The sequence below is a fragment of the Micrococcus sp. KRD070 genome (genome assembly GCF_017168435.1).
Taxonomy (GTDB): domain Bacteria; phylum Actinomycetota; class Actinomycetes; order Actinomycetales; family Micrococcaceae; genus Micrococcus; species Micrococcus luteus.
This window is the reverse complement of the sequence record NZ_JABFNH010000012.1, coordinates 23,203-37,547: the sequence shown is the minus strand read 5'-3', so window position 1 is coordinate 37,547 and position 14,345 is coordinate 23,203. Positions and strand designations below refer to the sequence as shown.

Annotated in this window: 13 protein-coding genes; 5 read left to right on the top strand and 8 right to left on the bottom strand. The window is 75.7% G+C overall.

Annotation, left to right across the window (positions count from 1 at the left end):
* Positions 1-3 precede the first annotated feature (3 nt).
* Positions 4-690: a 3'-5' exonuclease gene (locus J1M38_RS04130; protein WP_041105115.1), complete on the top strand. Its 687-nt coding sequence runs from the start codon at positions 4-6 to the stop codon at positions 688-690.
* A 28-nt stretch (positions 691-718) separates the two neighbouring features.
* Here J1M38_RS04130 and hemL read toward each other — a convergent pair whose 3' ends face one another.
* Together hemL and hemB are read right to left on the bottom strand one after the other, a co-directional pair.
* On the bottom strand, positions 719-2,044 hold the full coding sequence (hemL, locus tag J1M38_RS04125; protein ID WP_135101130.1) for a glutamate-1-semialdehyde 2,1-aminomutase: 1,326 nt from the start codon (positions 2,042-2,044) through the stop codon (positions 719-721).
* Entirely contained in the window at positions 2,041-3,027 is a 987-nt protein-coding gene (gene hemB / locus J1M38_RS04120) for a porphobilinogen synthase (RefSeq protein ID WP_135101131.1), read from the bottom strand. The genes hemL and hemB overlap by 4 nt, the downstream gene beginning before the upstream one ends.
* A gap of 107 nt (positions 3,028-3,134) precedes the next feature.
* On the opposite strand from hemB, the gene brnQ reads away from it, so the two are divergent.
* The 3 genes from brnQ (at position 3,135) to J1M38_RS04105 (ending at position 6,003) form a co-directional block, all read left to right on the top strand.
* Entirely contained in the window at positions 3,135-4,529 is a 1,395-nt protein-coding gene (gene brnQ, locus J1M38_RS04115; protein ID WP_135101132.1) for a branched-chain amino acid transport system II carrier protein, read from the top strand.
* Between the two features lie 10 nt (positions 4,530-4,539).
* Positions 4,540-5,622 carry an NYN domain-containing protein gene (locus tag J1M38_RS04110; RefSeq protein WP_036339251.1) on the top strand — a complete coding sequence of 361 codons (1,083 nt, stop codon included), beginning with the start codon at positions 4,540-4,542 and terminating at the stop codon, positions 5,620-5,622.
* 99 nt (positions 5,623-5,721) lie between these two features.
* Entirely contained in the window at positions 5,722-6,003 is a 282-nt protein-coding gene (locus J1M38_RS04105; RefSeq protein WP_036314326.1) for a hypothetical protein, read from the top strand.
* Between the two features lie 27 nt (positions 6,004-6,030).
* Here the strand turns inward: J1M38_RS04105 and J1M38_RS04100 are convergent, their stop codons facing one another.
* The 6 genes from J1M38_RS04100 to hemE are packed head-to-tail and all read right to left on the bottom strand — an operon-like array spanning position 6,031 to position 12,853.
* Complete coding sequence (locus J1M38_RS04100; RefSeq protein WP_036314324.1) at positions 6,031-6,870, bottom strand: uroporphyrinogen-III synthase; 840 nt, start codon at positions 6,868-6,870, stop codon at positions 6,031-6,033.
* 1 nt (position 6,871) lies between these two features.
* A complete protein-coding gene (gene hemC / locus J1M38_RS04095) occupies positions 6,872-8,005 on the bottom strand; it encodes a hydroxymethylbilane synthase (protein WP_036314322.1) in 1,134 nt (377 codons plus the stop codon).
* A gap of 4 nt (positions 8,006-8,009) precedes the next feature.
* Positions 8,010-9,359 (bottom strand): ferrochelatase, encoded by a 1,350-nt coding sequence (locus J1M38_RS04090; RefSeq protein WP_036314320.1) that lies wholly within the window; start codon positions 9,357-9,359, stop codon positions 8,010-8,012.
* Entirely contained in the window at positions 9,359-10,075 is a 717-nt protein-coding gene (gene hemQ, locus J1M38_RS04085; RefSeq protein WP_036314319.1) for a hydrogen peroxide-dependent heme synthase, read from the bottom strand. The genes J1M38_RS04090 and hemQ overlap by 1 nt, the downstream gene beginning before the upstream one ends.
* Positions 10,076-10,124: 49 nt before the next feature.
* The gene (locus J1M38_RS04080; protein WP_036314317.1) at positions 10,125-11,633 is read right to left on the bottom strand and encodes an NAD(P)/FAD-dependent oxidoreductase; all 1,509 of its coding nucleotides are present in this window, start codon (positions 11,631-11,633) and stop codon (positions 10,125-10,127) included.
* Complete coding sequence (gene hemE, locus J1M38_RS04075) at positions 11,630-12,853, bottom strand: uroporphyrinogen decarboxylase (protein WP_036314314.1); 1,224 nt, start codon at positions 12,851-12,853, stop codon at positions 11,630-11,632. Before hemE ends, J1M38_RS04080 begins: the two co-directional genes overlap by 4 nt.
* A gap of 136 nt (positions 12,854-12,989) precedes the next feature.
* Between hemE and J1M38_RS04070 the strand changes: the two genes are divergently transcribed.
* Complete coding sequence (locus tag J1M38_RS04070; RefSeq protein WP_044659418.1) at positions 12,990-14,342, top strand: glutamyl-tRNA reductase; 1,353 nt, start codon at positions 12,990-12,992, stop codon at positions 14,340-14,342.
* The last annotated feature ends 3 nt before the right edge of the window (positions 14,343-14,345 follow it).

The following is a 14,345-nucleotide window of genomic DNA, read 5'->3' as shown; positions in this document are numbered from 1 at the left end:
CGCGTGACTTGGCATGAGAGCATCCGCGCCGGCTTCGACCTCGAGACCACCGGACGTGATCCGCGCACCGCGCTGATCGTGACCGCCACCCTGGTGATGGTGGACGAGCAGGGCCGCGCCGCGTCGTCGGCCGAGTGGCTCGTGGACCCGGGCGTGCCCATCCCGGCCGAGGCGGCCGAGGTCCACGGCGTCACCACGGAGCGGGCGCAGGCGGAGGGCATGCCCGCCGTGCAGGGCGTCACGGAGATCACCGAGACCCTGCGGGACCTGTTCGCCGCGGGCATCCCCGTGGTGGCGTTCAACGGCGTGTACGACTTCACGGTGATGGACCGGGAGGCGCGCCGCCACGGGCTGACGCCGCTCGAGGCCCGCCCCGTGATCGACCCGTTCGTGCTGGACAAGCAGGTGGACCGGTTCCGCAAGGGCAAGCGCACGCTCTCGGCGGTGTCCGAGCACTACGGGGTGACCCTGGAGAACGCGCACACCTCCGCGGCGGACGCCCTCGCCGCCGTCCAGGTGGCCGACGCCCTGGCCGCCCAGTACGAGCAGCTGCGCGTCGCGCCGGCGGACCTGCACGAGCGGCAGGTCCGCTGGAAGGCCGAGCAGGCGGAGAGCTTCGAGCAGTACCTGCGACGCAAGGACCCGCAGGCCACCGTCTCGCGCCACTGGCCGGTCGAGGCCGAGCGCTGAGCGCCCGGCCCCGACCCGCACCCGGGTCTCAGCCCTGGGGCGTCGCCGCCGCGGCCGCCTTCGCCGCGGCCGGCAGCGCGTCGAGCACCCGGGTGACCGCCGCGTCGTCGTGGGCGGCGGAGACGAACCAGGCCTCGAACACGGACGGCGGCAGGTACACGCCGGAGGCCAGCATCGACTGGAAGAACGGGGCGTAGCGGAAGACCTCCTGGCCCTGGGCGTCCCGGTAGTCCCGCACGCCGGTGCCGGAGGTGCCGAACGCCAGGGAGAACAGGGTGCCGGCCCGCTGGATCGAGTGGTCCACGCCCTCGGCGTCGAGCGCGGCCACGAGGCCCTCGCGCACGGCGTCCGAGGCGCGCGTCACGGCCGCGTAGACGGCCTCGTCGGCGCGGGAGAGCGTGGCGTGGCCGGCGGCCATGGCCACCGGATTCCCGGAGAGGGTGCCGGCCTGGTACACGGGGCCGAGCGGGGCCAGGTGGTCCATGATCTCGGCGGAGCCGCCCAGGGCGGCCGCGGGCATGCCGCCGCCGATCACCTTGCCGAAGCACCAGATGTCCGGGGTCCAGCCCTCGGGCTGTCCGGACAGGCCCCAGCCGCCCGTGGCGGTGGCGCGGAAGCCGGTGAGCACCTCGTCCCAGATCAGCAGCGCGCCGTGGCGGCGGGTGATCTCGCGCAGGAACGCGTTGAAGCCCTCGGCGGGCTCCACGACGCCCATGTTGCAGGGCACGGCCTCCGTGATGAGCGCTGCGATGCGCTCGCCGTGCTCGGCGAACACGGCCTCGACGGCGGCGCGGTCGTTGTAGTCCACCACGAGGGTCTCGGAGGCGGCGGCCTCGGTGACGCCCGCGGAGCCGGGCAGGGCGGCGGTCGCCACGCCCGAGCCGGCCGCGGCCAGCAGGCCGTCCGAGTGGCCGTGGTAGCAGCCGGCGAACTTCACGATCAGGTTGCGGCCGGTCACGCCGCGGGCCAGGCGCAGGGCCGTCATGGTGGCCTCGGTGCCGGTGGACACGAAGCGCACGCGCTCGACCGGGACCTTGGAGGCGATCAGCTCGGCCAGCGCGGTCTCCTCCAGCGTGGAGGTGCCGAAGCCGAGGCCGCGGACCACGGCGGCGTGCACGGCCTCGACGACCTCGGGGTGCTGGTGGCCCAGCAGCATGGGGCCCCACGAGCAGACCAGGTCCACGTACTCGTTGCCCTCGACGTCGGTCAGGTACGGGCCGCGTGCGCCGGCCATGAACCGGGGCGTGCCGCCCACCGAGCCGAAGGCGCGCACGGGCGAGTCGACGCCGCCGGGGATGACGGCCTGGGCCGCGGCGAAGGCGGCGGCGTTGGTGGTCGGCTGGGACGCGGTCACAGGGACCCCTCCTTCATCCAGCGGCCGAGCTCGGCCGCCCAGTAGGTGAGCACGGAGTCGGCGCCGGCGCGCCGGATGGAGAGCACGGACTCGACGATCGAGGCCCGGCGGTCGATCCAGCCGTGCGCGGCGGCGGCCTCGATCATCGCGTACTCCCCCGAGATCTGGTACGCGGAGACGGGCACGTCCGCCATGTCCGCCACGTCGCGCACGATGTCCAGGTAGCTCATCGCGGGCTTGACCATCACCATGTCCGCGCCCTCCTCGAGGTCGAGGGCGACCTCGTGCAGGGCCTCGCTCCGGTTGGCGGCGTCCATCTGGTAGGTCTTGCGGTCGCCCGTGAGCTGGGAGTCGACGGCGTCGCGGAACGGCCCGTAGAACGCCGAGGAGTACTTCGCGGCGTAGGCGAGGATCGCGGTCTCGTGGTGGCCGGCGCCCTCGAGGGCCTCCCGGATCACGCGGACCTGGCCGTCCATCATCCCGGAGGGGCCGAGCACGTCCGCACCGGCCTCGGCCTGCGCGATGCCCATCCGGGCGTAGATCTCCAGCGTCGCGTCGTTGTCCACGGCGCCCTCGGCGGTGAGCACGCCGCAGTGGCCGTGGTCGGTGAACTCGTCCAGGCACAGGTCGGACATCACGACGAGCCCGTCCCCCACCTCCGTCTTCACGTCCCGGATGGCCCGGTTCAGGACGCCGTCCGGGTCCAGGGCGGCGCTGCCGACGGCGTCGCGCGTGGTCGGCACGCCGAACAGCATGATGCCGCCCAGGCCCAGCTCGGCGGCCTCGGCCGCGGCGGCCTTGAGCGAGTCCGCGGTGTGCTGCACGACGCCCGGCATCGAGGCGATCGGCACGGGCTCGGCGGCGCCCTCCTTGATGAAGGCCGGCAGGATCAGCTCGGCGGGGTGCAGGCGCGTCTCGGCGACGAGGCGGCGCATCGCGGCGGACCGGCGCAGACGCCGGGGACGGTGCAGCGGGAAGGACATGACGGGGTCACACGCTCCTGGTTCGGGGACCCGTCCAGTCTAGGCGCGGAGGCTGACCGCGCGCCGGGTACAGTCGTGGCGCCCCGTCCGCCGTCGAGAGGCCCGTGATGCCCCCGCGTCTGCGCCCCGGTCAGACCCTGCTGCTGGCCTCGCTCGTCTTCGGCCTGTTCTTCGGCGCGGGCAACCTGATCTTCCCCGCCGGCCTGGGCCGGGATGCGGGCGCCGCGGTCACGCTGGCCACGCTCGGCTTCCTCGTCACGGCGGTGGGGCTGCCGGTCCTGGGCATCGTCGCCTCGGCGGTGACGGGGGCGCGCTCGGTCCGTGAGATGACGGCGCCCGTCTCCCGGCGCTTCGCCGTGGCGTTCACGTGCCTGCTGTACCTGACGATCGGCCCCCTCTTCGCCATCCCCCGCACCGCCACGGTGTCCTATGAGATCGGTGTCGCGCCCCTGGCGGGCGACGGCGGCCTGCGGCTGCTCGGCTTCACGGCGGCGTTCTTCGCGGTCGCCGCGGTCGCGGCGTTCCGTCCGGGCCGGCTCATGGAGTGGGTGGGGCGGTACCTGACCCCGGCGTTCCTGGTCCTGCTCGGCGCTCTGGTGGCGGCCGCCGTCGTGGCCCCGATGAGCACGGGCGCCCTGCCCTCGCCGACCCCCGCCTACGCCGACGGGGCGCTCGTGCGGGGCCTGCTGGACGGCTACGCCACGATGGACGCGCTCGCCTCGCTCGCCTTCGCGGTCGTGATCGTCGACGCCGCCCGGCGCCTGGGCGTGACGGGCCCGCGCCGCATGGCGGTGGAGCTGGGCAAGGCGGGGCTGCTCGGCGGCGCGGCGATGACGGTGGTCTACGCCTCGCTGGCGTACGTCGGCGCCACGAGCCACGGCGCGTTCGCACAGGCCGCGAACGGCGGCGACGTCCTCGCCCGCACCGCGAGCCACTTCTTCGGCACGGCGGGCGCGTACCTCATCGCGGCCATCGTCTTCGTCGCGTGCCTGAAGACCTGCATCGGACTGATCGTGGCGTGCGCCGAGATGTTCGCGGAGATGTTCCCCGGGTCCTACCGGCTGTGGGCGAGCCTCTTCCTCGTGGTGTCCTTCGCACTCGCCAACCTGGGCCTGGAGGCGATCATCGCCTGGTCCGTCCCGGTGCTGATGTTCCTCTACCCGATCGCCGTCGTCGTCATCCTGCTCGGCCTCGCCTGGGCCTGGGTGCGGGACCGCCCGGCGGTGGCCCGCTGGGTGGTCGCCTGCACGGGGCTCGCCGCCTTCTTCGACCTGCTGGGCGCCCTGCCGGAGGCGCTCGCGACGACGCCGCCCGTCACCGCCCTGACGGGCCTGGCCGGCCGGGTGCTGCCCGGCTACGCGGTCGGCTTCGGCTGGGTGGTCCCGGCGCTCGTCGGGCTGGTCGTCGGCACGGTGGCCGCCGCCTCGCGGACCCGCCCGCGCCGGGGCGAGCGGGAGGCGACCCCGGTCACCGCCGGCCACGGGCGCACCGCCGCCGACTAGGGTGGGACACATGCCCGAACCCACCCCCGCATCCCTGCGCATCGCCGTCCTGATGGACAGCGACAACGTCTCCCCCAAGTTCGCCCCCCTGATCCTCGAGGAGCTCGCCACCTACGGCACCCCCACGATCAAGCGCGCGTACGGCGACTGGACCACGACCAACCTCAACGGCTGGAAGAAGGCGCTGAACCACCACGCGATCCAGCCGGTCCAGCAGTTCGCCTACACCGTGGGCAAGAACTCCTCGGACTCCGCGCTCATCATCGACGCGATGGACCTGCTCTGGATGGGCAACGTGGACGCGTTCGCCCTCGTCTCCTCCGACTCCGACTTCACGCGCCTGGCCACCCGCCTGCGCGAGGGCGGCAAGCGCGTGATCGGCCTGGGCGCCCGCAAGACCCCCGCCTCGCTGCGCAACGCCGTGGACCAGTTCATCTACCTCGAGCTGCTCGGCACCGCCACGGACCACGACGTCGACGACGACGAGACCGGCGAGGACGCCCCCGCCAAGGAGGAGAACGCCAAGGCGTCCGAGGGCTCCGGCCGCTCGGGGTCCCGCCGCGGCGGTCGAGGCCGCGGTCGCGGGTCCAAGACCACCGACGCCGCCGAGTCCCCCGAGGCCACGGACGCGGACGCCGAGGCCCCCGCCGCCGACGCGGCGCCCGCCGGGGACGCGGCGCCCGCCGGGGACGCCGCCGCCGGCAAGGACGGGAAGGCCGCGGAGGCGAAGTCCGGGGCCGGTCGGCGGGGCCGCCGTGCGTCGTCGTCGGACGTCACCGAGGACCCGACCCCGCCCGAGGTGCCGGTCGAGGCCGAGCCCGAGCACGACGAGGCCGACGCCGCCCCGCGCATCGACCTGCAGGCCGCGCTCACCAAGGCCGTCAACGCCACGAGCACCGACGACGGCTGGGCCACGCTGTCCCTGATCGGCCAACACCTGAGCCGCACCCACGTGGACTTCGACCCGCGCGACTTCGGACACTCCAAGCTCTCCACCCTCGTGGAGGACCAGCCGTACCTGCGCACCCGCACCGAGGGCCGGACCATGGAGGTCTCGCTGGTCCGCCGCCGCAGCCGCCGCGCCGAGGGCTGAGCGGCACGGCCCGTCGTCCCCCGCGGCCGGCGGGCCGGTCCACCGGCCGTTCACCCGCCGGCCACCCGCCCACCACGCCCGTTCGGTAGGCTCCCCGGCATGGGGAACACTCTGGACTTCCTGCGCGGCGTCGACCGCCTGCACGCCTTCTACACGGAGAACGTGCGCATGCTCGCGCACGCGTACGACCTGACGGATGAGGAAGCCTCGGAGCTGCTCGCCAACACGGGCTTCACCAACGTCTCGGTCGCCATCCTGCGCGGCCCGCGGGTGGACATCATGGCCGCCGCCACCGGCGTGCCGCAGGACGAGAGGCACGACGCCGGCCCGGCGCCGACGGAGGACGACGCGCCCGACCCGGACGGCGGCCGCCCCGACTGAGCCTCGCCTCGAGTGCGGACGGGCGGCTCAGGCCGCAGCGCGCAGCACGGCCAGCACTCCGGCCGCATCCGGCGTGGGGGCCGTCCCGAGCAGGGGCAGACCCCGCCGCGCGCATGTGTCCCGGGTCGGCGCGCCGATCGCCACGAGCCGCACCCGCTCCCCCACCAGCGGCGTCAGACCCGCGGCCACGAACTCCTCCGCCGCGGACGAGCTGGTGAGCACCACGGCGGTCCCCGCCGCGACCGCGGCCAGCCGCGCGGGCGTCACGACGTCCCCCCGGCCCTCGTCCGCCGCCCCGTCGAGCAGCCGCCTGCCGGCCTGCGCCGGATACGGCACCGTCCGGTAGGCGAGCCCGGTCCGCACGTCCCAGCCCGCCGCGCGCAGGCCGTCGGCGAGGCGGGACCGGGCCCGATCGGACTGGGGCAGCCACGCGCGGGCGCCGCGGGGATGCAGGGCGGCGAGTCCGGCGATCAGGCCCTCGGCGGAGCGGTCCTCGGGCGGCAGCCACGGCGCCGCGTCGCAGCCCGCCTCGGTCAGCACCCGTGCCGTGCCCGGTCCGGTGACCGCGATCCGCGCGCCCGCCGGGACATGGCCGTCCCAGCCGACGGCCCTGAGCGCGCGCACGGTGTTGGGGCTCGTCACCACGAGCCAGCGGGACCCGTCCGAGCGCACCGGCCCGGCCGCATCACCGTCGGCCCCCGCCCAGTCCGCGAGCAGCGCGCGCAGGGGGCCGTCGTCGTCGGGCAGTGCGAAGTCGGTCAGCGGCAGGAAGCCGACCCGCAGCCGCCGCCCCGCCACCTCGGTGCCGGCGAGACCGGCCTCGAGGTCGCCGGCCTGGGCCGGCTGGCGGGTGAGCAGGACGCGCATCTCAGGCCGGGTCGTCGGGGCGCGGGGCGCCGTCGCCCCGGTCCACCCCGCGCACCGTGCCGGGCAGCAGGTCGGCGCCCTCGGCCACGAACTGCTCGGCCACGTGCACGCCGAGTGCCTCCGCGGCCACGAACAGGGTGTCCTCGAGCCACTCGTCGCCGGCCGCCGGGTCGCCGGCCACGTCGGTCGGCACCGGGTCGAGCTGCACGGACGAGGTCCGGCGCAGCACGCGCGAGCCGTCGAGGGCGGCCACCATCGCGGTCATCTCGATGCGCGGCGCGCCGGCCTCGCCGTCGGTCACGCGGGCCACGGCCCCGATCGGCGCGGCGCAGCCGGCCTCGAGGCGGCGCAGCAGGGCCCGCTCGGCGGTGACCGCCACGTGGGTGTCCCGATCGTCGACCAGCTCGAGGGCGGCGTGCAGCCTCCCGACCGGCGCCTCGGGGTCCAGGAGCGCCCGACCGAGGAAGGACTCGTCCTCGGCCCGGATCTCCACGGCCAGGGCGCCCTGCCCGGGGGCGGGCACCATGACCTCCGGGTCGATCCGCTCGGTGATCACGTGGTCCAGGCCGAGCCGGTTGAGCCCGGCACAGGCCAGGATCACGGCGTCGAGGTCACCGCGGGGCGAACCCGCGGCGGCCGGGGCGTGATCGTCGTGCTGCTCCAGCCCGGGCACGCGGGCCAGGCGGGTCTGCACGTTGCCGCGGATGTCCACCAGCTCCAGATCCGGGCGCAGCGCCTTGAGCTGGGCCACGCGGCGCGGCGAGCCCGTGCCCACCCGGGCGCCCTCGGGCAGGGTCGCCAGGGTGAGGCCGTCGCGGGCGCACAGGGCGTCCCGCAGGTCGGCCCGGGCCGGCACCGCGGCGATCTCGAGGGTCTCCGGCTGGGCGGCCGGCAGGTCCTTGAGCGAGTGCACCGCCGCGTCCACGACGCCGTCGAGCACGGCGGCCCGCAGCGCCGAGGCGAACACGCCGGTGCCGCCCAGCGAGGCCAGCGAGCCGGTGGTGACGTCGCCCTCGGTGCGGATCACCACCAGCTCGTGGGCCAGGCCGGAGCGCTCCGTGAGCGTCTCGGCCACGTGGCTGGTCTGCGTGGTCGCCAGGGCGGAGCCCCGGGTGCCAATGCGCAGGGGGGTCACGGTCTCAGGCCTCCTCGGCGGGGGCCGCGGCGCCCGCCTCGTGCTCGGCCAGCCCGCGCACGGCGGCGTCGACAGCGGACGTCGTCGGCCGCGTCGAGCCGTCCCGCATCACCTTGACGCAGCAGTCCGGCCGGCACACGTCGTACCACGCCGGGAAGCAGCCGACCGCGGCGCGACCCTCGCGCCGGCCCAGCCGCTCCTCCACGATGTCCACGAGCCCGGCCACGAACCGCGGGTCGGTGCCCGGGGTGGGGCTGCGCCGGAACCCCACGCCCAGCCCCTCGGCGGTCTCCTTGGCCTCGGTGTCGAGGTCCCAGACCACCTCCATGTGGTCCGAGACGAACCCCAGCGGCACGACGACGAAGCCCGCCACGGCGCGCCCCTGCGCGTCCGTCTCGGCGCCCTCGCCCGCGAGGTGCTCCATCGCGTCGTTGATGTCCGGCTCGAGCCACGGCACCGAGGGCGGGCCGGAGCGCGACTGGTACACGAGCGACCACGGCACGTCCGCGGCCTCGGGCACGCCGGCGAGGATCTCGCGGGCCACATCGAGGTGCTGCGCCGAGTACACGTCCGCACCCTCATCGCCCGGCTCCGCCCCCGCCTGCGCGCGCAGGTCGGCGGCGAGGCCGCGCGGGCCGGCGGCGGCGGCGTCGGAGGTGGGGATCGAGTGGGTCGCGAAGAGCACGTGGATCCGCGCGTCGTCCCCCAGCTCCGCGCGCAGCGAGGCCAGGTCCGCGCGCAGGCCGTCCCGGAACGGCTCGATGAAGCCGGGGTGGTTGAAGTACTGGCGCGTCTTGTCCAGGTCCACCTTCCCGGTCAGGCCGGTCTGCTCCATGGCCATGCCCATGTCCTCGCGGTACTGGCGGCACGAGGAGTAGCAGGAGTACGCGGAGGTGGTGACCGTCAGGATGCGGCGGTGCCCGTCGGCGTGCATCCGCGCGAGGGTGTCCGGGAAGTAGGGCTCCCAGTTGCGGTTGCCCCAGTACACGGGCAGGTCCAGGCCGCGGGCGGCCAGCTCGGCCTCGATGGCCGCCTTCAGCGCGCGGTTCTGCGCGTTGATGGGGCTGACGCCGCCGTTGGCGCGGTAGTGGGTGGCGACCTCCTCGAGGCGCTCGTCCGGGATGCCGCGCCCGCGCGTGACGTTGCGCAGGAACGGGATCACGTCGTCCTGGCCCTCGGGCCCGCCGAAGGAGGCGAGCAGCAGGGCGTCGTAGTCCTTGGGGGCCATCACGCCGCACACGTCGTAGTCGACGCCGGCGGCGGCCTTCTCGGGCGTCCGGAGGGCCGGGGCGACGCCGGCGTCCGGGCCGGTGTGGACGGGCGCGTCGGCGCGGGGCTCGGGGGCGGTAGTCATCAGGCCAGCACCTCCGCGATCTCGGCGGTCTCCAGACGGCGTCCGGTGTAGAACGGCACCTCGCTGCGCACGTGCAGGCGGGTCTCGTTGTTGCGCAGGTGGCGCATCATGTCCACCAGGTCCGTCAGCTCGTCCGCCTCGAGGCCCAGCAGCCACTCCCAGTCGTTCAGGCCGAACGCGCTGGTGGTATTCGCCCACACCTGCGGGAAGTCCTGGCCGAGCTGGCCGTGCTCGCGGAGCATGCGGGCCCGCTCCTTCGGGTCCAGCAGGTACCAGTCGTACGAGCGCACGAACGGGTAGAAGCACAGCCACTTCAGGGCCTTGCGGCCCATGGCGAAGGCGGGGACGTGGTCCTTGTTGAACTCGGCCATGCGATCTGCGCCCATGGCCGAGAGCACCATCGTGGTGCCCTCGAGCAGACGGGTGCGGCGCAGCTCGCGGATGGCGGCCTGCAGGTCCTCGGGCACCTGGCCGTACATCCACACCATGACGTCGCCGGCCTCGCGCATGCCCGAGACGTCGTAGACGCCGCGCACGGTCACGCCGGTCTGGGCCACCCGCGCGACGGCCTCGTCGAACTCCTTGGCGGCCTTCTTCGCGTCGCGGCCCTCCAGTCCCAGCCAGCCTGGCTCGCCCTGCGGGCGGGCGAACACGGTGTAGGTGGTGAACCAGTCCTTGCCGGCCTCGGCAGGGGTGGTGGTGCTGTCCTTGGTCATGGTCCTCTTCCTTGGGATCCGATTGCGTCAGGGGTGGTCTAGGGCGAGGTCAGCCGGCGGGCGGTGCGTCGGCGCCGAGGGTGCGGTCCACGCCGGCGACGACGGCGGCCAGCCCGGTGCCGTGCACCCAGCTGCCCACGAGGTCGAGGCCGGGCACGTCCCGTGCCCAGTCGATCAGCGTGTCCGCCTTCGCGCGGTCGGGGCCGGCCTGCGGCGGGATGGAGCGGCGCCAGCGGGTGACGGTGCGGGCGACGACGTCCTCTTCCGCCAGCGGCACCCCGGTGAGAGTCGCCGTGTCCACGAGCGCCTGCGCGAGCAGCTCCTCGTCCGCGCTGCGATGGCCCAGGGCCTCGGGCCCGCCGCCCTGGCGGCCGTAGGACAGGCGCAGCACGTGGCGGTGGGGATGGCGGGCGACACCGTCCTCCTGCGGACGCGCGACGACCTCGCGCAGCCACGCCCACTTGGCGGTGACGTGGGTCAGGGCCTTGGCGGCCACGTCCGTCCCGGCGCCGACCAGCACTCCGGTGCCGCGTGGCGCGTCGTCCAGGCCCGCGGCCTCGACGACGAGCGTGGCCAGCGCGATGCCCTCGCCGAGGGCGGGGCCGGCGTCGGGGTCCAGGGCCTCGGCCGAGAGCGGGGCCAGCAGGTCCCAGGCGGTGACGCCGTCCACGGCCAGCACGACGCGGTCCACGTCGAGCCCGCGGACGACCTCGTCGTCCCGGTCCGAGATCTGGGCCCACCAGCCGCCGGTGGCGGGCACGCGGGACAGGGCGGCCACCCGGACACCGCGCAGGACGGTGGCCCCGTCCTCGCGCAGCGCCTCGACGAGCCGGCCGGTGAGGCGGACCATGCCGCCGTCCAGACCGGCCACGAGCGAGCCGGGGGTCCCGGTGGACCGCAGCGCGGCGACGCCCGCGGCCAGCCCGCCGTGCTCCACGGCGGCGGCGAGCAGGCCGGGGGCCACGCGCTCCAGCTCGACGACCGCGGGGTCGGCCGAGTGGACTCCGGCGACGACGGGGGCCACGAGGCGGTCGAGCACCTCGTCGCCGAGGCGGTCGGCCACGACCTGCGCGACGGTCACCGGCTCGCCGGCCGCGAGCGCGGCGGCCCAGCGATCCATGGGGGCCTCGGCGTCCTGCCGGGCGCGCTCCAGGCCGGCCGGCGTGAGGGCGGCGGCGAGGTCCTCGGCGTCGAGGTCGCCGGGGATGCCGACGATGCCGAGACGCGGGGCGCGCACGGGGCCGGCGGGACCGTGCAGCCACGAGCCGAGGGGCTCGGGCGCGACGATCTTCTCGCCCAGCCCGAGCTCCTCCACGAGCGCGCGCACGGCGGCGCCGCGGACGGCGAACGACTCGGCGCCGCCGTCGAGTTCGAGGGTCTGGGTCTCGGGGGCCCCGGTCTCGCCGTGCGAGGGGACGTCGAGGAAGCGCGGGGAGACCGCGCCCCCGAGCACGGAGGTGGCCTCGGCGAGGGTCACGTCCCAGCCCGCCGCGGACAGTCGGTGGGCCGCGACGAGGCCGGCGATGCCGCCGCCGACCACGAGCGCCGTGCCGCTCATGCGCGCTCCTCCCGCTCGGCGGTCTCGGCCCCCGGTGCCGGGTCCTGGCCCTCCCGCTCCGGCACGGGCAGGGAGTGGATCAGCTCGACCACGCGGGTCAGCACGGCCGCGTCCGTCTCCGGCGGCACGCCGTGGGCGAGGTTGACGACGTGACCGGGCGCGACGGCGCCGGAGGCGACGACGTCGCGCACGTGGGCCTCGAGGACCTCCCACGGGGCGGCGAGCAGGGCCGGGTCGATGTTGCCCTGCAGGGGCACGGCGCCGCGTCCGTCGGGGCCGGGGTTCGCGCTGAGACGGCGGTGCGCCTCGGCGAGCGTGAGGCGGTGGTCCACGCCGACGGCGGTCGCGCCCGCGTCACGCATGTGGTGCAGGAACTCTCCGGTGCCCGTGCCGAAGTGCAGGAGCGGGGCGCCGTCGGGGACGCCGGGCCCGGCGAGGTCGGCGACATGGGCGAGGGCCGCCGTCGAGTGCGGCTGCACGTGCTCGAGGTAGTCGTCCGCCGAGAGCGAACCGGCCCACGAGTCGAACAGCTGCGCGGCGGAGGCGCCGGACTCGAGCTGGGCGCGCAGGAACTGGCCGGACACGGTGGCCGCCCAGCCGGCCAGGGCGGCCCAGGTCTCGGGGTCGGCGTGCATCATGCGCCGCGGGCCGAAGTGGTCGCGGGAGGGACGGCCCTCCACCATGTACGCCGCCAGCGTGAAGGGGGCACCGGCGAAGCCGATCAGGGGGCGCGGGCCCAGCTCGGCGACGGTGGCCGCGACGGCCTCGCGGATGACGTCCAGGGCGGCGTCCTCGAGGACGGGCAGCGCGGCGACGTCGTCGGCGGTGCGGACGGCCTGGCCGAGCACGGGGCCCACGCCGGGCTGGATCTCCACGTCCACGCCCGCCAGGCGCAGGGGGACCACGATGTCCGAGAAGAAGATCGCCGCGTCGACGTCGTGGCGGCGCACCGGCTGCATCGTGATCTCCCGGACCAGGTCCGGCATGAGGCAGGAGTCGAGCATCCCGATCCCCTCGCGCACCCGGCGGTACTCGGGCAGCGAACGGCCGGCCTGCCGCATGAACCACACGGGGTGGCGGTCGGGGCGCTGGCCGCGCAGCGCGCGAAGGAGCGGGCTGGCCACGGTCGAGCGTGACGGATCCTCGGTGCGCAGCGGGTGCTCGGCGGGCAGTGCCGGGACGGCCGCGGGGGTCTCGGGGGTCTGGGACAGGGCGGACATGCCCCCAGTGTCCCACCGGTCGTGTCGCGGTGGCACATCCGCGTCCTCCGTGAGCGCCGTCACACTGGCCGACGGCACCCGGGTCAGGCCCGCCTTCCCGGACGGGCGGGGCGGTCGGGGCTAGACTTGGCCCGCTGTGACTGTCTTCTCTCTCGTCGCCTCCCACCATGACCTGGACCTGGACACGGTCGCCCGCCTCAGCGCCGGCGCGACCGGGGTCGGGCCCGCCCTGCCCGGCAGCGGCGCGGCGGGCGCCATCGTGCTGGCCACGTGCAACCGCGTGGAGATCTACGCCGAGGCCGACGGGGCCGGCGTCGAGGCCGCCCGCACGGGGCTGCTGTCCGCCGTCGCCGCCTCCACCTCCCTGCCGGACGAGGACGTGCACACCGCGTTCCGCACGCTCGACGCCGACGCCACGGCCCGTCACCTCTTCGAGGTCGGCGCCGGACTGGACTCCGCCGTGGTGGGCGAGCGCGAGATCGCCGGTCAGGTACGGCGCGCCCTGACGGCGGCCCAGGAGGCCGGCACCGCCTCGGGCCCGCTCGTCCGCCTCTTCGAGTCCGCCACGCGCACGGCCAAGGACGTCGGCTCCCGCACGGCGCTCGGCGCGGCCGGCCGTTCGGTCGTCTCCGTCGCCCTGGACCTCGCGGAGGAGCTGCGCGGTCTCACCGACGCCGCGGCCCAGCGCGACTTCTGGGCCGGGGCCACCATCCTGCTGATCGGCACGGGCGCCTACGCCGGCACCACGCTGGCGCAGCTGGCGGACCGGGGTGCGACCACCGTCGGCGTGCACTCGGCCTCAGGCCGCGCGGAGCAGTTCGTCGCGGACCGCGGCGGCTGGGCCCTCGCGCTCGGCGGCGAGGCCGTGGCCGGCGCCGTCGCCGAGGCGGACGTGATCATCGGCTCCTCCGGTGGCGAGCGCCAGATCAGCCCCGAGCGCCTGCAGGAGCTGCGCGAGGGCGGACGGCGCCCGCTCACGGTGGTCGACCTGGCCCTCTCGCGCGACTTCGACCCCGCCGTCGCGGACCTGCCGGACGTCGACCTCATCACCCTCGAGTCGGTGCGGCTGGCCGCCCCCGAGCAGGCCCAGGTCGCCGTCGCCGAGGCCCGCGCGCTCGTGGACGACGCCGTCGAGGAGTACCGCGCCGCGCAGCGCGGCCGCAGTGCCGACGCGGCGATCAAGGCCCTGCGCCGCCACACCCTCGGCGTGCTCGACCGGGAGCTCGAGCGCGTGCGCGCCCGCCACGGCTGCACGGCGGCCGCCGAGGAGGTGGAGTTCGCCCTGCGCCGCATGGTGAACCAGCTCCTGCACGAACCCAGCGTGCGCGCCAAGCGACTCGCCGCCGAGGGCCGGCTCGACCGCTATGAGGACGCCCTCGAGGCGGTCTTCGGGATCGAGGCCCCCGGCCGCCCCGCCCCCGCCGTGGGCACGGTCGAGGCGGCCTGCCCCGCGCACGAGGACGACGGCGGCGCCGCGCGCATCGCGTGAGCC